Source organism: Paucibacter sp. Y2R2-4, assembly GCF_025717535.1.
GTDB lineage: Bacteria > Pseudomonadota > Gammaproteobacteria > Burkholderiales > Burkholderiaceae_C > Paucibacter_A.
The window spans coordinates 430,747-450,120 of sequence record NZ_JAJIRO010000005.1 but is presented as its reverse complement, the minus strand read 5'-3'; the positions used below and the strand labels follow the sequence as shown (position 1 = coordinate 450,120).

At 65.1% G+C, this 19,374-nt stretch carries 17 protein-coding genes; 7 read left to right on the top strand and 10 right to left on the bottom strand.

The window, feature by feature from the left end:
• Window positions 1–41 precede the first annotated feature (41 nt).
• Genes LNV06_RS20445 through LNV06_RS20420 form a run of 6 tightly spaced genes read left to right on the top strand, consistent with a single transcriptional unit; the run spans window position 42 to window position 7,363 of the window.
• Window positions 42–830 (top strand): ABC transporter ATP-binding protein, encoded by a 789-nt coding sequence (locus tag LNV06_RS20445; protein WP_318013541.1) that lies wholly within the window; start codon window positions 42–44, stop codon window positions 828–830.
• Window positions 830–3,292: an ABC transporter permease gene (locus tag LNV06_RS20440; RefSeq protein WP_263540132.1), complete on the top strand. Its 2,463-nt coding sequence runs from the start codon at window positions 830–832 to the stop codon at window positions 3,290–3,292. Before LNV06_RS20445 ends, LNV06_RS20440 begins: the two co-directional genes overlap by 1 nt.
• 40 nt (window positions 3,293–3,332) lie before the next feature.
• Window positions 3,333–4,739, top strand: a complete 1,407-nt coding sequence (locus LNV06_RS20435) for a sigma-54-dependent transcriptional regulator (RefSeq protein ID WP_263540131.1) — start codon at window positions 3,333–3,335, stop codon at window positions 4,737–4,739.
• Entirely contained in the window at window positions 4,736–6,205 is a 1,470-nt protein-coding gene (locus tag LNV06_RS20430) for a sensor histidine kinase (protein ID WP_263540130.1), read from the top strand. Before LNV06_RS20435 ends, LNV06_RS20430 begins: the two co-directional genes overlap by 4 nt.
• Window positions 6,206–6,265: 60 nt before the next feature.
• Window positions 6,266–6,814 (top strand): GNAT family N-acetyltransferase, encoded by a 549-nt coding sequence (locus tag LNV06_RS20425; RefSeq protein WP_263540129.1) that lies wholly within the window; start codon window positions 6,266–6,268, stop codon window positions 6,812–6,814.
• A gap of 27 nt (window positions 6,815–6,841) precedes the next feature.
• Window positions 6,842–7,363, top strand: a complete 522-nt coding sequence (locus LNV06_RS20420) for an FKBP-type peptidyl-prolyl cis-trans isomerase (protein ID WP_263540128.1) — start codon at window positions 6,842–6,844, stop codon at window positions 7,361–7,363.
• Window positions 7,364–7,402: 39 nt separating this feature from the next.
• Here the strand turns inward: LNV06_RS20420 and dut are convergent, their stop codons facing one another.
• Both dut and coaBC read right to left on the bottom strand, forming a co-directional pair.
• A complete protein-coding gene (dut, locus tag LNV06_RS20415; RefSeq protein WP_263540127.1) occupies window positions 7,403–7,852 on the bottom strand; it encodes a dUTP diphosphatase in 450 nt (149 codons plus the stop codon).
• A complete protein-coding gene (gene coaBC, locus LNV06_RS20410; RefSeq protein WP_263540126.1) occupies window positions 7,849–9,075 on the bottom strand; it encodes a bifunctional phosphopantothenoylcysteine decarboxylase/phosphopantothenate--cysteine ligase CoaBC in 1,227 nt (408 codons plus the stop codon). The genes dut and coaBC overlap by 4 nt, the downstream gene beginning before the upstream one ends.
• 174 nt (window positions 9,076–9,249) lie before the next feature.
• Here coaBC and LNV06_RS20405 point away from each other — a divergent pair, with 174 nt between their 5' ends.
• The gene (locus LNV06_RS20405) at window positions 9,250–11,379 is read left to right on the top strand and encodes a S8 family peptidase (RefSeq protein ID WP_263540125.1); all 2,130 of its coding nucleotides are present in this window, start codon (window positions 9,250–9,252) and stop codon (window positions 11,377–11,379) included.
• Here the strand turns inward: LNV06_RS20405 and trmB are convergent.
• The 8 genes from trmB to LNV06_RS20365 all read right to left on the bottom strand — a co-directional run bounded on the left by trmB (window position 11,366) and on the right by LNV06_RS20365 (window position 19,371).
• The gene (gene trmB, locus LNV06_RS20400) at window positions 11,366–12,094 is read right to left on the bottom strand and encodes a tRNA (guanosine(46)-N7)-methyltransferase TrmB (RefSeq protein WP_263540124.1); all 729 of its coding nucleotides are present in this window, start codon (window positions 12,092–12,094) and stop codon (window positions 11,366–11,368) included. The two genes, LNV06_RS20405 and trmB, sit on opposite strands and share 14 nt — an antisense overlap.
• 128 nt (window positions 12,095–12,222) lie before the next feature.
• Window positions 12,223–13,542 carry a thymidine phosphorylase gene (gene deoA / locus LNV06_RS20395; RefSeq protein WP_263540123.1) on the bottom strand — a complete coding sequence of 440 codons (1,320 nt, stop codon included), beginning with the start codon at window positions 13,540–13,542 and terminating at the stop codon, window positions 12,223–12,225.
• Between the two features lie 8 nt (window positions 13,543–13,550).
• Window positions 13,551–14,312 (bottom strand): deoxyribose-phosphate aldolase, encoded by a 762-nt coding sequence (gene deoC / locus LNV06_RS20390; protein WP_263540122.1) that lies wholly within the window; start codon window positions 14,310–14,312, stop codon window positions 13,551–13,553.
• Window positions 14,312–15,163 carry a purine-nucleoside phosphorylase gene (locus LNV06_RS20385; protein WP_263540121.1) on the bottom strand — a complete coding sequence of 284 codons (852 nt, stop codon included), beginning with the start codon at window positions 15,161–15,163 and terminating at the stop codon, window positions 14,312–14,314. Before LNV06_RS20385 ends, deoC begins: the two co-directional genes overlap by 1 nt.
• A gap of 43 nt (window positions 15,164–15,206) precedes the next feature.
• Window positions 15,207–15,626 (bottom strand): cytidine deaminase, encoded by a 420-nt coding sequence (gene cdd, locus LNV06_RS20380; RefSeq protein ID WP_263540120.1) that lies wholly within the window; start codon window positions 15,624–15,626, stop codon window positions 15,207–15,209.
• 22 nt (window positions 15,627–15,648) lie between these two features.
• On the bottom strand, window positions 15,649–16,629 hold the full coding sequence (locus LNV06_RS20375) for an ABC transporter permease (RefSeq protein WP_263540119.1): 981 nt from the start codon (window positions 16,627–16,629) through the stop codon (window positions 15,649–15,651).
• Window positions 16,622–17,749: an ABC transporter permease gene (locus LNV06_RS20370; RefSeq protein WP_263540118.1), complete on the bottom strand. Its 1,128-nt coding sequence runs from the start codon at window positions 17,747–17,749 to the stop codon at window positions 16,622–16,624. The genes LNV06_RS20375 and LNV06_RS20370 overlap by 8 nt, the downstream gene beginning before the upstream one ends.
• Window positions 17,746–19,371, bottom strand: a complete 1,626-nt coding sequence (locus LNV06_RS20365; protein ID WP_263540117.1) for an ABC transporter ATP-binding protein — start codon at window positions 19,369–19,371, stop codon at window positions 17,746–17,748. The genes LNV06_RS20370 and LNV06_RS20365 overlap by 4 nt, the downstream gene beginning before the upstream one ends.
• Window positions 19,372–19,374: the final 3 nt, after the last annotated feature.

Here is a 19,374-nt window from a genome sequence, read left to right as displayed (position 1 = left end):
TTTCAGCCCTACATTTATCGCCACGAGAAAAGAGCCCTGCCATGACAACGATGAGCCCTACCCCGACGCCGGAGCAGCCCCTGATTCGCCTGCAAGGCATCCAAAAAAGCTTTCTCAGCGACGAGCTGGAAACCCGCGCGCTGGACGAGGTCAGCCTGGAGATTCGCAGCGGCGAGTTCCTCGCTGTCAGTGGTCCCTCGGGCTGCGGCAAGTCCAGCCTGCTGGCCATACTTGGCTTGCTGGACAGCCCCAGCGCCGGCCACTATCTGCTGAACGGCCAGCACGTCGAACAACTCGACAGCCGCGCCCGCGCCCTGCTGCGCAACCGCCAGATCGGTTTCGTCTTCCAAGCCTTCAATTTGATCGGCGACCTGACGGTCGAAGACAACGTCGCCTTGCCGCTGAGCTACCGCTCAGAAATGAGCCGCGCCGAGCGCCGCCAGCGCGTCGCCGAGGTCTTGGCCCAGGTGGACATGGCGCACCGTGCGCGCCACTACCCGGCGCAGCTCTCGGGCGGCCAACAGCAGCGCGTGGCCATCGCTCGCGCCCTGGTGGGCCAACCCAGCTTGATCCTGGCCGATGAGCCGACCGGCAACCTCGATTCGCGCAATGCCGAGCTGGTGATGGAGCTGCTGCAAAGCGTGCATGCCAAGGGTGCCACCTTGTGCATGGTCACCCACGACCCGCGCTATGCCGCGCTGGCGCAGCGCACTGTGGCCTTGTTCGATGGCCGGGTGGTCGCCGACCTGCCGACTTCGGCCATCCACCCCCGCCCCAGCACGTCGCAAGCTGTTGCTGCAGCAGCGGCCACAGTGGCGGAGACCCTGTGATGTGGGACGATTTGCGCCACTCCGTCCAGGCCCTGCTGCGCCGCCCCGGCCACGCCTTGCTGAGCCTGCTGACCCTGAGCTGCGGCCTGGGCTTTGCCGTTTACGCCGCCGGCGTCTATTTCAGCTTCAGCGCCGGTGACATTCCCTTCCCCGAGCCGGAACGCTTGGTGGCGGTGGAGGCCAGCCGCGATGGCGAGCGCACCCAGGCCAACAGCGTGCATTACCTCGATCTGCTCGAGTACCAAGGCCATGCGCCCAGCTTTGAGAGCTTGCAGCCGATTCAAGTGGCAAGTGTGACGCTGGGAGGCCACCAGCAAGCCCCGGCCAACTTCCGCGCCGCTTTCGTGCCGGCCGAGGTTTGGCCTTGGCTGGGCCGGGCGGCCAAGCCCGAACTGGGCCGCGCCCTGCAGGCCAGCGACAGCCAGCCCGGCGCAGCGCCGGTGGCCGTCATTGGCGCGCAGCTCTGGCGTCGCTTTCTGGCCGCCGACCCGGCCATCATCGGCAGCCGGGTCAAGATCAACGGCGTGGACACCGAGATCGTCGGCGTGCTGCCCGGCGAGCTGCGCTTCCCCATGACGCAAGAACTCTGGCTGCCCTTCAAGCCGCCTGCCGGCCCGCTGACGCGCGGCCATGGGCATTCCATGGGTACGGCGCAACATGTGCTGGCGCTGGGCAAGCTCAAGCCCGGAGCCAGCCGCGCGCAGGCCGCAGACGAGTTGCGCCTGGTGGCCCAACAACTGGCCCAGGCCTTCCCGGCCAACAACGCCCATGTTGGTGCCCTGGTTCTGCCCTATGCAGCCTGGGGCATGCCCGACGTGGAAATGATTTATCTGGGCCTGGCCGGCGCGGCGGCCCTGCTGCTGGCCTTGGTCTGCATCAACACCAGCAATTTGCTGCTGGTGCGCGCCAATGAGCGTCGGCAAGAGCTGGCGGTGCGCGCTGCGCTGGGTGCACCGCGCGGCCACTTGATCCTGCAAATGCTCAGCGAAACCCTGCTGCTGTGTCTGGCGGCGGCCGCGCTCGGTGTATTCTTCAGCGCCTGGGCGCTTGACGCCACCCAGCTGGCGGTGCAGGCCACGGCAGACGGTCGCCTGCCCTTCTGGATCCACTTCGCGATGCGTCCGCAGGCCTTGCTTGTCGGGCTGGGCCTGAGCCTGCTCACCGCTTTGGCCACCGGATTGCTGCCGGCTTGGCGCGCCTCCGCCGTGGACCTCAACGCCGTACTCCGCGATGGCCGCGGCAGCCAAGGCCGGGCCAGTGGGCGCTTTGCCCGCGCCCTGGTTTGGGTGCAGATCGCTCTGTCCAGTCTCTTGTTGCTGGCCTCGAGCCTGCAGACCTACACCGTGCATCAGCGCCTGACGGCCGGCACCGGGGCCCGCATGGAAGGCGTGCTGACCGCTCGCCTGACGCCGCGCCAGGCCGAGTACCGCGGCGACAGCGAGGCGGCTCGCTCCGCCCGCGATGCCCTGTGGACGCGCTTGGAGGCCCGCCTGAGCGCGGCCGCCGACAGCGCCGGCGCTCGCGTGGCCATGTCTACCAGCCTGCCCGGCGGCGGCATGATTGACAGCGACCTCATCCTGCCCGAAGGCATGACGGTACAGGACGAGCGCTATCCGGTCGGCGGCAACTACCGCGTCAACGCGGGCTTCTTCCAAGCCATGGAGGTGAAGCTGCTGGCCGGGCGAGAGTTTGGCCCGCAGGACCGCGGCGACAGCCTCAAGGTGGCGGTGATCAACCAAAACTTCGCTCAAGAGCATTGGCCCGGCCAAGACCCGCTGGGCAAGCGTTTCGCCATCGTCGAAGACAGCGCCAAGAAAAGCGTCGGCACCTGGATCACCGTGGTCGGCGTCACGCCCCATGTTTTGCAAGGCATCGGTCGAGAACGCGGCCTGCGCGCCGCCAACTTCTACCTGCCGATCAGCCAGACCGCCCCTGCCGACATGGGCATCGCCCTGGTTGGCGTGCCCGACAACACCGCGAGCCGCGAGCTGCTGAGTCGGGCCGTGGCGCAGGCCGACCCTGGCCTGGCGCTGGAGCAGGTCTTCAGCGCCGAAGAGCGCCAGCGCATCGCGCATGGTGGCGAAGAGGTGATGGCGGCTATGAGCCTGGTGCTGGGCCTGCTGACCCTAGGTCTGGCCGCCAGCGGCATCTACGGCGTGACCAGCCGGGCGGTGCAATTGCGCAGCCAGGAAATCGGCGTGCGCCGGGCCGTCGGCGCCAGCGATGCGCAGCTGATGCGTCTGCTGCTGGCCCAGGCCTTGCGCCTCTTGGCCCTCGCGCTGCCGCTGGGTTTAATCGCAGGCGCCTTGGTGCTCAGCGATGACGTGGGACCGGGTCTGCCGCTAGGTTTGGGCGTCACTCTGGTGGCGGCGCTGATCTCGGCGCTGGTGCTGCTGTCGACCTGGCTGCCGGCGCGGCGGGCGCTGCGTCAGTCGCCCACCGCCGCGCTGAACAGCCCATGAGCCTGGGCGAGAATGGTCGGGCCATGAATAGCCAGCGCCGATGAATCCTCTCCCCCTCAATGCGCACCCCAGCTCAAGCGCAAGCCTGCGCATTCTGGTGGCCGACGATGACGCGGCGGTGCGCAGCGCCCTGCGCCTGTTCCTCAAGAGCGAGGGCTGGGCTTGTGAGCTGACAGACTCACCAGAGAAGGCGCTGGCGGCGCTCGCCCAAGGTGAGTTCGGCCTGCTGCTGGCCGACCTCAACTACAGCCGTGACACCACCTCGGGCCAAGAAGGACTGGACTTGATCCAGCGCGCCCGCGCTCTCGACCCGCATCTGCCCATCATCGCCATGACGGCCTGGGGCAGCGTGCCGCTGGTGGTGCAGGCACTCAAGGGCGGGGCCTGCGACTTCATCGAGAAACCCTGGGACAACACCCGTCTGGCGGGCCTCATCCGCACCCAACTGGCGCTGGGCGAGAGTCAACGCCGCGCGCAAAAGCTGGCGGCCCAGAACGCCTTGCTGCTGGCCGGCAGCGCTGAGCGCGCCTGGATTGGCCAGTCGCCTGCCATGCAGGCCTTGATGGCGCAGGTGGCGGCGGTGGCGGCGGCCGACGTCAATCTGCTCATCACCGGTGAGAACGGCAGCGGCAAAAGTCAGCTGGCTCAGGCCATCCATCGCCAGTCGGCGCGTGCCGAGGGGCCTTTCATCAGCGTGAACATGGGGGCCATTCCGGAGACCCTGTTCGAAAGCGAAATGTTCGGCCACGAAAAAGGCGCTTTCACCGATGCCCGCCAGGCCCGCATCGGCCGCTTTGAGCTGGCCGATGGAGGCACTTTGTTTCTGGATGAGATTGGCAATATCCCGCTGGCCCAGCAGGCCAAATTGCTGCAGGTGCTGGAAGGCGGCCAGTTCGAGCGCCTCGGTTCGGCCCGCCCACGGCGCGCACAGGTGCGGTTGATCGCGGCCAGCAATGCGGACCTGAACGCCATGGTCGAGCAAGGGCTGTTTCGTCGCGACCTGCTGTACCGGCTCAACAGCGTGCAGTTGCAACTCCCGCCGCTGCGCGAGCGCGGCGAAGACATCCTGGCCCTGGCCCAGCATTACCTGGCCGAGTTTGCGCAGCGCTACAAACGGCCGCTCAAACCGCTGACGGACGCAGCCCGCGCTGCCCTGCTGGTGCATGACTGGCCGGGCAATGTGCGCGAACTGGCGCATTGCATGGAGCGAGTCTGCCTGCTGGCGCCGGGCGAGCAGATCAACCCGGGCGATCTGGCCTTGCAGTCCGCCGCCTCCGCGCCGGCAAGCCCGGCCCTGCTGCCCACCGAGATGACGCTGGACGAGGCCGAGAAGCTTTTGATCCGCACCGCCTTACGGCGCAACGGCGGCAACGCCCAATTGGCCGCGCAAGCGCTGGGCCTGAGCCGCTCGGCCTTTTACCGCCGGCTGGAAAAGCACCAGTTGTGAAGCAGCGCTCATCACCTCTGAATCATGCGTCGGCCCCACGCCCGCATCACTTCGGTTTTGCCGGGCAATTGGGCTTGCTGGCCTTGGCCGGTGGTGCGCCCGCCATGCTGGCCGCCAGTTGCTGGGTCTGGCAGCAAACCTGGCTGATCTACCCCAAGCTGCTTCTCTGTTTGCTCTTTGGCTTGGCCTGGCTAGGCGCCGCGCGAGCGATCTACAAGCGGGCCGAATTCCACCTGCAGACCATAGGCAACTTGGTCGAGGGCATTGCTGGCGGCGACTACAGCCACCGCTTGCGGCGGGCCGGACCTGATGACCTTTTGGGTCTGCAGATCAATCAGCTGGTCGACGGCCTGCACCGCCAGCGCCTGCAGGCCAAAGAAGCGATGAGCCTGGTGGACAGCGTGATGCAAGGCATTGATGTGGCGATCTTCGCCTTTGATGCGCAGGGCCACTTGCAACTGGCCAACCCTTGCGCACTCAGCCTGCTGGGCCAACCCAGCTCTGCCGTCATCGGCCGTTTGGCCGCCGACCTCGGCTTGGCCGAACTGCTGAATGCCGACACCGGGCAGCTCAGCCAGCATGTGTTTCCGGGTGCAGCCGGCCTGTGGCAGCTGCGGCGGCAGCACTATGCCGTGGAAAGTGCCGCAGAAAGTGCCGTGGAAGGCCGCGAGCACACGCTGCTCTTCGTCACCGATCTGAAGCAGGTGCTGCGCGGTGAGGAAATGCAAGCCTGGCGGCGCCTGTTGCGGGTGCTCAGCCACGAGGTCAACAACTCCTTGGTGCCCATCTCCAGCCTCAGCGACACCTTGCGCAAAAGCTTGGCTTCGATGCACAGCAAGCAGGTGGATGCGAACAACGAAGAAGAGCTGGCGGACCTGGACGAAGGCCTGAGCCTGATCCATGAGCGCGCCATCCATTTGGCCGAATTTGTGCGCCGCTATGCGCAGTTAGCCCGCTTGCCCGAACCCCACAAGCGCGTCTTCGACCTGGCGGGCTTGCTGCGTCGCTTGCCCACCATGCTGCCCCAGGCTCGCCTACAGCTCAGCCTGGAAGCCAAGGACTCCCCCGCAGGCGAAGCCCCGCACGTCGCCGCGCTGCCGCCCGAACTCGAGATCCCGTTTTTTGGTGACCCGGTACAGATCGAACAGTTGCTGATCAATCTGCTGAAGAACGGCATCGAGGCCGATGGCGCGCCACTGGAACTGCGCAGCCAATTGCAACCGCTGCGCCTGACGGTGCTGGACCAGGGCATCGGTCTGGCCAACCCGGACAATCTTTTTGTGCCCTTTTACAGCACCAAGCCGGATGGGGGCGGCATCGGCCTGCTGCTGTCACGCCAGATTGCCGAGGCTCACCAAGGCAGCTTGATCTTACAAGCACGGGGAACAGCGAGAGGTTGTGCCGCCATCCTGAGCTTTGGCAACACTCACCAGGCTGCGCTGGCAGGGCAGCAGACCAGCGACTGATGCGGGACTCGAAGTAGAGCTCAATGGCACTTGCAAGATACTTCGCTTCTCTCAAGCCCAATGACTCTGTACCCAATGATGAACTACGCCGCACGCACCTTGGCCCTGTCGGATGGTCCGGCGCTGCTGTGCTTCGAGCAAGAGAATCGCGCTTGGTTCGAAGCCTTTGTCGAACCTCGGCCCGCCGCTTTTTACTCGCCCGAGGGTGTCGCCAGCCATATCGCCGACTTGCTGGCCCAGCACGCGCAAGGCAAGTTCCACCCCTTCGTGCTGGTCGATGCCGAAGGCCGCATCCTGGGCCGCGCCAATCTGAAGGCGATTGATGCCGAGAAAGGTAGCGCCGAGCTGGGCTACCGCGTGGGCAAAGCCCATATCGGCCAAGGCCTGGCCAGCATGGCCGTGGGCGAATTGCTGAAGAGCGCAGCGGCTGATTGGCGACTGCGGGAAGTGGAGGCCTTTGTCAGCGAGGCCAATCCGGCCTCAGCGCGGGTTTTGATCAAGCATGGTTTTGTGCCTGCTGAGTTTCAAACCGGCCTGTGCGAGATCCAGGGGCAAACGCAAGATGGCTGGCGTTATGTTTGCAGATTGAGTGCGGGCAGAAATGGCTGAAGCGCAGCCCTGTGAAACAATATCGGCATGAAAATTTCTGCCCCCTGCATCGTCTCCCTCAGTTGGAGACTGGAAGACGCCCAAGGCCAGCTGATCGATGAGTTGACCGAAGCCCTTGAGTTTTTCTACGGCGGGCAAGACCTGTTCGCCAAGGTCGAAGAAGCGCTGGAAGGCCAGGAAGTCGGCTTTCAAACCATTGTTGGCCTAGAGCCGGAACATGCCTTCGGTGACTACGATTCCTCGCTGGTCTGCTTCGAGGCCCGCAGCCTCTTCCCGGCCGAGTTGGAACCCGGCATGCAAGTCGAAGGCCTGCCCGAGGGCGCAGTGACCGAAGACATGCCGCGCGACGCCATCTACATCGTCACCGAGGTCTACCCCGAGCATGTAGTGCTGGACGGCAACCACCCGCTGGCCGGCGTGGGCCTGCGCATGCATCTGAAGGTCTTGGATGTGCGCGAAGCCACGGCCGAAGAACTCGAAGCCGGCAGCCTGGGCGAAGCGGTGTTTCAGCTGCCCAGCGGCGCCCCGCCGGATGCGCAGTTGCACTGAGCGCTAGGTCTTAAATGGCAAGGTTGACGTTCGACCGATTCAGGCCTTGCCAGTCGAGCCGAAACCGCCCTCACCGCGCTGCGTGGCGTCAAAGTCGTCCACAAGCCGGAAGTTGGCTTGCACCACCGGCACCAGCACCAATTGAGCGATGCGCTCCATAGGCTCGATCACAAAAGCACTCTGACCCCGATTCCAGCAGCTGACCATCAGTTGGCCCTGGTAGTCGGAGTCGATCAAGCCCACCAAATTGCCCAGCACGATGCCGTGCTTATGGCCCAGGCCGGAGCGCGGCAGGATGATGGCCGCCAGGCCCGGGTCGCCGATGTGAATGGCCAAGCCGGTCGGGATCAGCGTGGTCTGGCCGGGTTCCAAGGTGATGGCGGCGTCCAGGCAGGCGCGCAGGTCCAGGCCGGCGCTGCCTGGGGTTGCATAGGCGGGCAATTGCTCGGCCATGCGGCCATCGAGCACTTTCAGATCAACTGTGGTCATGGGCGTTGGGTGTGTAGCAAACGCTCGGCAATGTCGCGCACCAATTCGCGCGCCAGTGTGAGCTTGTCGTTATGGGGAATCTCGCGCTCGCCCTCGGCGTCGATCAAGAGCAAGGCATTGTCATCGCGGCCAAAAGTGGCTGGTCCGATATTGCCAACGATGAGCGGCACGCCCTTGCGGATCAGCTTGGCGCGGCCATGCTGGACCAGATCCTGGCTCTCGGCCGCAAAGCCAACGCAATACGGCCCTTGCGGCAAGGCGGCCACCGCAGCCAAGATATCGGGGTTCTCCGTCATCGCAATGCTGGGCGCCAGGCCGCTGCCGTCTTTTTTGATCTTGTGATCGGCGGCGGCTGCCGGGCGCCAATCGGCCACCGCAGCGGTGGCCACAAAGACGCGGTGCGAGGCCGCCAGCGGCAGCACCGCATCAAACATCTGCTGCGCCGTCTGCACATCAATGCGCTTCACACCACGCGGCGTGGGCAGATGCACCGGGCCGGCCACCAGGGTGACCTCCGCCCCGGCTTCGCGGGCGGCGCGCGCGATGGCAAAACCCATCTTGCCGCTGGAATGATTGGTAATGCCGCGCACCGGGTCTATGGGCTCGAAGGTCGGCCCGGCGCTGATCAAGAGCTTCAGCCCCGCCAGCCGTTTAGGCTGGAACACGGCGATCACTTCTTCCAGCAATTCGGCGGCTTCCAGCATGCGGCCGTCACCGACCTCACCACAGGCTTGATCACCATTGCCGGGGCCTAGCACCAAGGCGCCGTCGGCATGGATCTGCGCCAGATTGCGCTGCGTGGCCGGGTGCACCCACATCTCGCGGTTCATGGCCGGCGCCACCGCCAGCGGGCAGCGTTCGATCGGGCGCGCCAGGGCCATCAAGCTGAGCAAATCATCGGCACGACCCTGTGCCAATTTGGCAATGAAGTCGGCGCTGGCCGGCGCCACCAACATCAAGTCCGCCTCGCGGCTGAGGTTGATGTGGGCCATATTGTTGGGCTCGCGTGCGTCCCATTGGCTGATCACCACCGGCCGGTTCGACAGCGCCTGCATGGTCACCGGAGTGATGAATTGCTCGGCGGCCTCCGTCATCACCACTTGCACGGTCGCGCCCGCCTTGCTGAGCAGACGCACCAGTTCAGCGGATTTGTAGCAGGCGATGCCGCCGGAAAGGCCCAGCAACACATGCTTGCCGGCGAGTGGAAGTGAAACAAAAGTCATGGCGAGCACTCTAGCAGTTCTAGCGCCAGGGGTTAGCGCCAGGGGTTAGCGCCTAAGGGTTAGCCTAGGCTCGCCGGCTCCGCTCATTTTGCGTGAAATATTGCACCACTGAAGCCCACACCCGCGCCGAAATCTACACGCGCAGCTAATCAGTTAGCTCGATAGGAGTATGTTGTGAAACAGACCCGCACCGCACTGCAGCGAACAGCACGCCTTGGTCGCTTAAGCCTGCTGATGCTGGCCTGCCTTGCCGCCCAGCAAGCCCAGGCTATCAACACCTACCCTGGCGATCCTGGCACGCTGGGCAATCCCAGCAGTTGGCGCAGCAACGAGTTCAAGCGCGACTGGGGCCTGTTGTCGATCGGCGCCGAATATGCCTACGCGGCTGGCTACAGCGGCGCCGGCATCAAGGTTGGCATGGTCGATTCGGGCTTCTTTGATCTGCATCCGCAGCTGAGCAGCACGCGCTACCAAGGGGTAACGGTCAATGGCATCGCCGGTAGCTACAACCAGGCCTATAACGACAGCCACGGCACCCATGTCGCCGGCACGATCGCCGGCGCCCGCGATGGTGATGCAGCCAGCACCAACTTCCACGGTGTCGCCTTCAACGCCAATGTCTATGTCGGCAATACCCACAAGACCGACGCCGTGCTGTTCGGCATGCCGCAGGCCAGCCAGACCGCAGCCCAGACGCTGGAGCAAGGCCATGTGGCGGATGTCTATCGCGGCGTCAACGCCCAGGGCGTGCGCATCATCAGCAGCAGCTGGGGCAGCCAGCCCAATAGCGAGCAGTACAACAGCCTCGGCCCCAGCGGGACCGGCGTGGCCGGCCTGATCGGCGCCTGGGGCTTTCTGTCGCGTGAAGACACCTGGATGAAGGGCGCGCTGGACGCCGCCCAGACCGGCACCGTGCTCGTCTTCAGCGCCGGCAACACCGGCTTCACCAATGCCAGCGCGCGCTCTGCCATGGCCTATGCCAGGCCCGAGCTGGAAGCCAACTGGTTGGCGGTGACGGCAATCCGCCAGAACCTGAGCATTGGCGGCACCGTCGCGGGTCAGACCCTGAACCCAGACGGCTCGGTCAATGTGCCCGGCGCCCAACTCTACAACCAATGCGGCTTGGCCAAATGGTCTTGCATGAGCGCTCCCGGCAACGCCATCAACGGCAGCACCGTCACCCTCACCGGCGGCGTGCCGAGCGCGACCTATGCCGCACTGTCTGGCACTTCGATGGCCGCGCCCCATGCGTCCGGCGCGCTGGCGGTGGTGATGGAGCGCTACGCCTATATGAGCAACGCCCAGGCGCTGGACGTCATGAAAACCACGGCGATCCAGAACGGCAGCATCAACAATGCGGCAGGGACGGCCATCGTCAACCCGAGCGCCGGCCAACTCACCCAGGTGCCCGACGCCCGCAATGGCTGGGGCACGGTCAGCCTGCGCCATGCGATGAATGGGCCGGGCCAGTTCCAGGGCCGTTTCGCCGTCAACACGCAGGGCCAGAACGACACCTGGTCCAACAATATCTCGGACCTCGCCATCAAGGCGCGCAAGTTGGAAGACCAGACCGAGGCCGCCAGCTGGGAAGCCACCAAGATCGCCAAGGGCTGGACCCAAGGCCTGCCGCCCGGTGCCAGCGCCGACGACCAGACCGAGTACGCGATAGGCGTGGCCCGCGAAGCCGCGCGCGACAGCCGTGTCTACGAGGGCAGCTTGGCCAAGGCCGGCGCCGGCAGCTTGGTGCTGAGCGGCGACAACAGCTTCTCTGGCGGGGTCGAACTGTCGGGCGGCACCCTGGTCGGCCGCTCGGTCAATGCCTTCGGCAGCGGCAATGTCGTGGTGCTGGGCGGCACCCTCGCCGGCCAAGCCCGCATCGGCGGCGATCTGCGCAATCTGGGCGGGCTGGTGGCACTCGGCGAAGACTCGATCGCCACGCTGACCGTTTTAGGCAGCTTTGAGCAAAGCTCCGGCGCCGCGCTGGCCTTCGATCTGGGCCTGGGCGCGGCCGACTGGCTCAGCGTGGCGGGCAACGCGGTATTGGGCGGTACCCTGCAATTGAACTTGAGCGGCGAGGCCGCGCCGGGCAGCTTCACCCTCTTGACCGCCGGGCATCTGAGCGGGGCTTTCGCCTCGGTCGAGATCAGCGGCTTGGGCGCCGGCTACAACAGCCAGCTCGTTTACGACGGCGACAGCCTGCGCTTCGAGATCACCGCCGTGCCCGAGCCGCAGACTCATGCCTTGCTGCTGAGTGGGCTGGCGCTGCTGCTGTATCGGCGCCGACGATCGCTCAGCGACGTTTGAACACCACGTCCCAGACCCCGTGGCCAAGCTTCAGGCCACGGTTTTCGAACTTGGTCAGTGGGCGATAGTCGGGCTTTTCGGCAAAGCCTTGGGCGGTGTTTTCCAAGCCCGGTTCGGCCGTCAAGACCTCCAACATCTGCTGGGCATAAGGCTCCCAGTCGGTGGCGCAATGCAAATAGCCGCCGGGGCGGATGTGTTGGATCAGCTTGGCCACAAACGGCGCCTGGATCAGGCGGCGCTTGTTGTGGCGCACCTTGTGCCAGGGATCCGGAAAATAGATATGCACACCGGCCAGCGAGGCCGGGGCAATCATCTGCTCCAGCACTTCGACGGCGTCGTGTTGAACAATGCGGATATTGCTTAAATCCCGCTCGTCGATGTGCTTGAGCAAGGCGCCCACACCCGGCTCATGCACCTCGCAGCCGATGAAATCGGTGTCGGCCAAGGTCTGGGCAATCTTGGCGGTGGCGTCGCCCATGCCAAAGCCAATCTCGAACACCAGCGGTGCCTCGCGGCCAAACACCGCGGCCGGGTTCAGGCGCTCGGGCTTGAAAGGCAGCACGAACTTGGGGCCTAACTCGGCCAAGGCCTTGACCTGCCCCGAGCCCATGCGCCCGGCGCGCACCACAAAGCTCTTGATCGGCCGATGTTTATGGGCATCCGCTGCAGATTCGGCGGGGGCTAGGGGCTCCGGCTGCTCGGGAAGTTCTGACATAGGCTTGGAATGAGTAAGAGAAAAAGGGAGAACGGCTCGCTGGCGAGGGGCGGCAAGTCTATCCGACCTGAGTCTAGCCGCCCCGGCTGGCGGGACCACATGGCCACAAGCCGGCGGGAGGAAAAGAATCAGCTCAGGCGGTCGAGCACGACAGCGCTTGCGTTGAATGGAGCTCCTGCATCGCTGATTTCACAAGCGGCCTGAACCTGGGCAACCGCGCGCTCGGCTGCAGCCTGATCTGCCGCATGCACCCAGGCCAAGGCCTCGCCGGCCTGGACCGACTCGCCCAAGGCGCGCATGGCAGAGAAGCCGACGCGGGGATCAATCAGGTCGGAAGCCTGGCGACGACCGCCGCCCAACTCCACAACAGCAAGCCCGATGTCGCGGGTCCGCATGGCCGCCAACACACCGCTCCGAAGTGCGGGAATGGGCATCCGCACGGGCGCCTGCGCCAGATAGTGCTGCGGACGTTCCAGCAGATCGCTGGGGCCACTCAGGCCCGCCACCATGCGCGCAAAGCGCTCGGCGGCGGCTCCGCTGTCCAAGGCCTGCTGCAGCCGGCGGCGCGCATCGTCAGCGTCGCTCGCCAAGCCACCGAGCAGCAACATCTCGCTCCCCAGGGCCAGGGTCACCTCATGCAGCCGCGCCTCGCGCACGCCCTGCCCCGTCAGGTAGCGGATCGCCTCATCCATCTCCAGCGCATTGCCGACTTCACGGCCCAGCACCTGGTTCATATCGGTGATCAACGCCCGCGTTGGTAGGCCGGCGCCCTTGGCCACTTCAACAATGCTGAGGGCCAATTCGCGCGCCATCTGCGGCGAATCGGCAAAAGCACCATTGCCGCATTTGACGTCCATCACCAGGCCTTGCAGGCCGGCGGCCAGCTTCTTGGACAAGATGCTGGCGGTGATCAGCTGCACGTTCTCGACCGTGGCGGTCACGTCGCGAATCGCATAGAGACGCCCATCGGCTGGGGCCAAATCGCCGGTCTGACCGATCACCGCGCAGCCGACCTCGCGCACCACGCGGTTCAAGAGTTCGGGCGAGGGCGTGCCCTTGTAGCCGGGGATGGCGTCGAACTTATCGCGGGTGCCGCCGGTGTGGCCGAGGCCCCGGCCCGAGATCATCGGCACATAGCCGCCGAAGGCCGCCACCAGTGGCGCCAGCATCAGGCTGACCTTGTCACCCACGCCGCCGCTGGAATGCTTGTCCAGCACCGGGCCGGGCAACTCGGGCCAGCTCATGGTGCGGCCGGACAGCATCATGGCGAGCGTCAACTGCACGCACTCATCGCGCCCCATGCCGCGCTGGAACACCGCCATGGCCAGGGCAGCGATCTGCGCCTCGCTCCAACTGCCATCGACCAGGCCGCGTACAAAGACCTGGATCTGGGGTTCACCCAAGACTTGACCGTCGCGCTTGGCGCGAATGATTTCCTGAGCCAGCATCGAGGCGATCAGTAGGCGGCGTCGGTCACCACCGCGTGCGCGCCGGACAAGATAGCTTCGATATCACCCAGCAAAGCGCTGGCGCCAAAGCGCAAGCGGCGCGAGTTCAGGGCGGCTGCGCCCAGATGCTGCTCGGCCAGTTGCAGATAAACCTGCGCATCGGCCACGGTGCGGATGCCGCCCGAGGCTTTGAAGCCGGCGGCGCTGAAACCGCTCACCGCGATTTCACGCAGGATCAGGCCGGCCGCCTTGGGCGTGGCCGAGACCTTGCTCTTGCCGGTGCTGGTCTTGACGAAATCGGCGCCCGCCATCAAGGCCAGACGCGCACCCTGAGCGATCAACTCGCTGCTGGCCAGTTCACCGCTTTCGATGATGACCTTCAGCGTCAGCGGCCGGGTGGCGTGGCGCACCTCGGCCAAGAACTCGGCGCACTCGACGCTTTGCCCTTGCATCAAGGCGCGGTAAGGCAAGACCACGTCGACCTCATCACCGCCGGCGGTGGCAATCTCTTGCACCTCGGCCAGCGTGCGGTTCAGGTCCAACTCCCCGGCGGGGAAATTGGCAACCGCCGCGACACGGATGGTCGCCGGCAAAGCAGCGCGCGCCTGCGCCACAAAGCGCGGCCAGACGCAGACCGCGGCCACCGGGCCAAACGGCGTTTGGGCGCGGGCACACAGGGCCTCGATGTCGGCGGCGGTATCGGCTTCGTTCAGGCTGGTCAGATCCAGGCATTGCAGCGCCAACTGCGCGGCGTGTTTCAGCTCGTTCATCATGCCCCCGCTTGCAGTGAAGGCAGTTCGGCCAGACCGGCCACCACGGCGCCCAGGAAGCCCGCTGCGCGCTCGCCCGACAGCTGCGCCTGCTGCAGCGTCAGCGCATGGGTCAGCGCCTCGGCCGAAAGGCCGGCGGCCATATTGGTCATCAAGGCCAGGCCCATGACGCGCAGGCCGGCGTGGCGGGCCAGAATCGTCTCGGGCACGGTGCTCATGCCCACCGCGTCGGCGCCCCAGGCAGCGAACATGCGGATCTCGGCCGGGGTCTCAAACTGTGGGCCCAGAGCCCAGCAGTACACGCCCTCGCCCAGCATCAGGTTTTGCGACTGAGCCACCTTCTTGGCGTGCTGGCGCAGCTCCAAGTCGTAGGCGCAGCTCATGTCGACAAAACGCTCGCTGCCGGGCTCGCCCACCAGGGGCGAGCGCTGCGGCGCATTGATGTGGTCGCTGATCAGCATCAGGCTGCCCGGCGCCATATGGCTGCGCAAGGAGCCCGAAGCATTGGTCTGCAGCAGCACCTGCACGCCCCAGCCCTTCAAGCTGCGCAAGGCGCCGGCCATGCCAGTGCATTCACCGCTTTCATAGGTGTGTGCGCGGCCGCGCAACATCACCACGCGCTGCGCGCCAATGGTGCCGACGACGATTTCGTTGACATGCCCTTCCACCTTGGGTTGCGGGAAGGCCGGCAATTCGGCGTATGACAGATGCTTGGCGTCTTGCACCAGGCTGACCGCGCCGGCCCAGCCGGAGCCCAGGACCACGGCCACCGCCGGTGCGGCACCGAACAACTCGTTCAGCTTGGCCACGGTGCTGGCGATGGCGGGATTGAGGATGGCGTGATTGATCATTTTTCTAAACTCCACTGAAACTGAGATGACTCTTCAAAACGCATCAAGCCTTGTGGCTCAGATGCTCGGGGCCGAAGCTGAAAGGCAGCAATTCGCCCAGGGTCCACTGTTGGCGAATCCCCGAAGGATCGCTGGCAATGATGACAAGCTCTTGTCCTGCGAACTCGCGCAGCTTTTGTCGGCAGCCGCCGCAGGGCGTGATGATCTCGGGGCCAGGGCCCGTCACCAGCACCGCCTGGGCGCGGCGCCCGCCGGCCATGATCATGGCACTGAGCGCCGTGGCTTCGGCACACCAGCCTTGTGGATAGGCGGCGTTCTCGATATTCGCACCCACATGGATGCGCCCCTGCTCGTCCAGCACGGCCGCACCAACGGCATAGCCGGAATACGGCGAATGCGAATGCACACGCGCGGCGAGCGAAGCCTGCAGCAGTTGCTGCATCAGGTCGGGGCTGAGTGTCATCCGGCGTCCTATGTTCTTGTCTTCAACGTTCTTTGACATAGGGGCGCCCCAAGGCCTTGGGCGCCAGCGCTTGGCCGATGAAACCAGCCAGCAAAACAACAGTCAGCAAATACGGCAAGGCCTGGATCAGCTGCACCGGCACTTCGCCAATGCCGGGGATGACTGCGCCTTGCATGCGAATCGCCACTGCATCCAAGAATCCGAACAAGAGGCAGGCCAACATCGTCGGCACCGGCTTCCACTTTCCGAAGATCATCGCAGCCAGGGCGATATAGCCCCGACCAGCCGTCATATTCGGGGAGAAGGCCGCGTTTTGCGCCAGCACCAGATAGCTACCCGCCAAACCGCACAGCAGCCCATTGATCATCAAAGCGGCATAACGCAAGCGCGGCACGGACAGGCCCGCTGCGTCCACCATGGCCGGGTTCTCGCCAACGGCGCGCAGGCGCAGGCCCGGCTTGGTGCGCTCCAGAAAGAACCAAACGCCCGCCACCAAGGCAAAGGCCAAATAGACCAGCAGGTTGTGGCTCAGCAAGCCATGGCCCACAACGGCGCCGAGCCAAGGCCCCAGATCAGCCACAGCGGCGTCCAACTCACTCCAGGCCGGGATCAAGCCGGTCAAGCGCACATCGGCGGCCACCGGCGGGGTCTGCCCGCCCTGGGCGAACCAGGCAATGCCCAAAACGACGGTCAAGCCCGCCGCCACCATATTCAAGGCCACACCGGACACCACCTGGTCCCCGCGATGCGTGACGCAGGCATAGCCATGGATCAGCGACATCAAACAGGCCACGCCCACAGCGGCCAAAACGCCCAAGCCCGTGGAATGCGCCACGCTGGCAGCGGCAGCCGCAGCAAACGCGGCAAACAGCATCTTGCCTTCCAGACCGATGTCCACCACGCCCGAACGTTCGCTGACCAGGCCGGCCAGCGCGCAGAGCAGCAGCGGCGTGCTGACGCGCAGCGTTGAAGCCAGCACCGAGCCGATCATGACTTCATCCATGGCGGGCCTCCTTCTTCTTTGTGGCGATGAGCGCGTACAGCCGCGCAAACGTCGGCGCACTGACGCTGGCCATGGCGCCGGCGAACAGCACGATCAGGCCCTGGGCCGTCACCACCATTTCACGACTGAAGCCGGGCAACTCAAAGGAAACCTCGACGCCCCCTTGGTACAGCACACCGAACAGCAAAGACGCCAGGATGATGCCGACCGGATGGTTGCGGCCCATCAAGGCCACGGCGATGCCGGTAAAGCCAGCACCGGCCACAAAGTCCAGGGTCAGCTTGCCCTGCACACCGGAAATTTCATTGACTGCCACCAAGCCAGCCAAGGCTCCCGACAAGCCCATGGCGACCAGCACCTGCATGCGCGGCTTGATGCCAGCGTAATGGGCGGCCCGTGGCGCGCTGCCGACCGCACGCAAGGCATAGCCCGCCCCGCTCTTCCACAGAAACCAGTACACAAACAAGCAAGCCAGCAAGGCCAACAAGAGACTCAGATTGAGCGGCGACGAGGGCAACTCATAACCGAACTTGGCGGCGATCTCATGCAGGCCCGGCATACGAGCCGAGTCGGCGAAATTCACGCTCTCCACCGACATCGAGCCCTTGGGCCGCAGCCAGTTGACCAGCAAATAGACATTCAGGCTGGCCGCCAGGAAATTGAACATGATGGTGGTGATCACCACATGGCTGCCGCGCCAGGCTTGCAGGGCCGCCGGCACCAAGGCCCAGGCCATGCCGAACAAGGCGGCGGCCACGACCAAAAGCGGCAACAAAACAGCGGCCGGCAAACGCGGCCCCAAGGCCAGCGCCAACAGCCCCAAACCAATGCCGCCCAGCGTCGCCTGACCCTCGCCGCCAATATTGAAGAGGCCGCCGTGATAGGCCACCGCCACCGCCAGGCCGGTGAAGATAAAGGTGGTGGCGTAGTACAGCGTGTAGCCGATGCCACGCGAGCTGCCCAATGCGCCTTCCAGCAAGACACTCAGGGCCTGCGCCGGGCTTTGTCCGATGGCCAGCACCACACCGCCGGCCACGGCCAGGGCCACCAAAAGATTCCACAGCGGCAAAAGGCCGACATCGATCCAGCGCGGCAAGACGATGGCTTGACCGCTGCTCATGCTTGCACTCCCGTTGCTGCCGTTTGCGCTGACGTTTGCGCTGTCGTTTGCGCTGCCATCATCATTCCCAATGTTTTCTCGTCACAGGCCTCAATCGCCAATTCACCGGTGATACGGCCGCCGTTCATCACAATGACCCGATCGGCCAAGGCCAAGATTTCATCCAGCTCACTGCTGACCACCAGCACCGCGCAACCGGCGTCTCGCATCGCGCGCAACTGGTTGTGGATGAACTCGATGGCGCCAATATCCACACCACGCGTCGGCTGGCCGACCAGCAAGACTCGCGGCGCCTGGCCGATCTCACGCGCCATCACCAGCTTTTGCTGATTGCCGCCCGAGAACTTGGAGGAGCCCAGTTCCACATTGCGCGGCCGCACATCAAAGCGCTCTTGCATTTGCGCCGTTTGCTCGCGCATCAAGGCTTGATTCATGCCCAGACCTGCAGGACCGCTGCGGTACTGGGCCTGGTCTTGATAGCCCAGCACGGCGGTTTCCCAGGCCGGGAAGCCCATCACCATGGCGCAGGCATGGCGGTCTTCCGGCACATGGGCCAGCTTCAGCTCGCGCGCGCGCTTCGGGTTCAACCAGTCCCCCGTAGCCGCGTCAAACACGGTCTCGCCCAAGTGCAGGCGCCCAGCATCCGGTGCCAACATGCCGGACAAGACCTCCAACAACTCGCTCTGGCCATTGCCCGATACGCCGGCCACGCCGACGATCTCACCGGCATGCAGGCTGAAGCCCAAGTCAGTCAGCAAGGGCACGCCGTTAGCGGCGCGCAGACTGAGGCCTTCGGACCGCAAGCGGACCTCAGCTTGGGCAGCTTTTGTCCCGGCCTTGCGACCCAAATTGACCTTGCGTCCGACCATGGCCTCGGCCAAATCTTCCGGGCTGGTGTCCGCGATGGCACGGGTCTGCACCACCTGGCCGGCCCGCATCACCGTGACCTCATCGCACAAGGCCATCACTTCCTTGAGCTTGTGGGTGATCAAGATGATGGTGGTGCCGCGCGCCTTCAAGCGACGCAGGGTCTCGAACAGTTGCAGGGTTTCTTGCGGCGTCAACACCGCCGTGGGCTCGTCCAAGATCAAGATCTTGGCGCCACGGTAAAGCGCCTTCAGGATCTCCAGACGCTGTAACTCACCCACCGGCAAGTCGCCCACCAAGGCATCCAGCCGCACATGCAGACCGGTGTCTTGCATCAAGGCCTCAAGCTTGGCGCGCACGCTGCGCTTGGCCGCATTCAAGAAGAAGGCGGGCTCGGCGCCCAGCATCACGTTATCCAGGCAGCTGAGGGTGTCGACCAGCATGAAATGCTGATGCACCATGCCCAGGCCCAGCGCAATGGCCTGCTGCGAATTGGCGATCTCCACGCGCTGGCCGTCGATTTCGATATGGCCGGCATCTGCCTGGTAATAGCCATAGAGAATGGCCATCAAGGTGCTCTTGCCAGCACCGTTCTCGCCCACCAAACCATGCACGCTGGCCGCGGCCACGCTCAAGCTGACCTCGCGGTTGGCCTGCACCGCGCCGAATCGTTTGGAGATGGCACACAACTGAACGGCAGGCCGCCCCGAGCCGGGCGCCGCGTCAGGCCCAGCGCCCTGCACAACTTGCTTCATGAT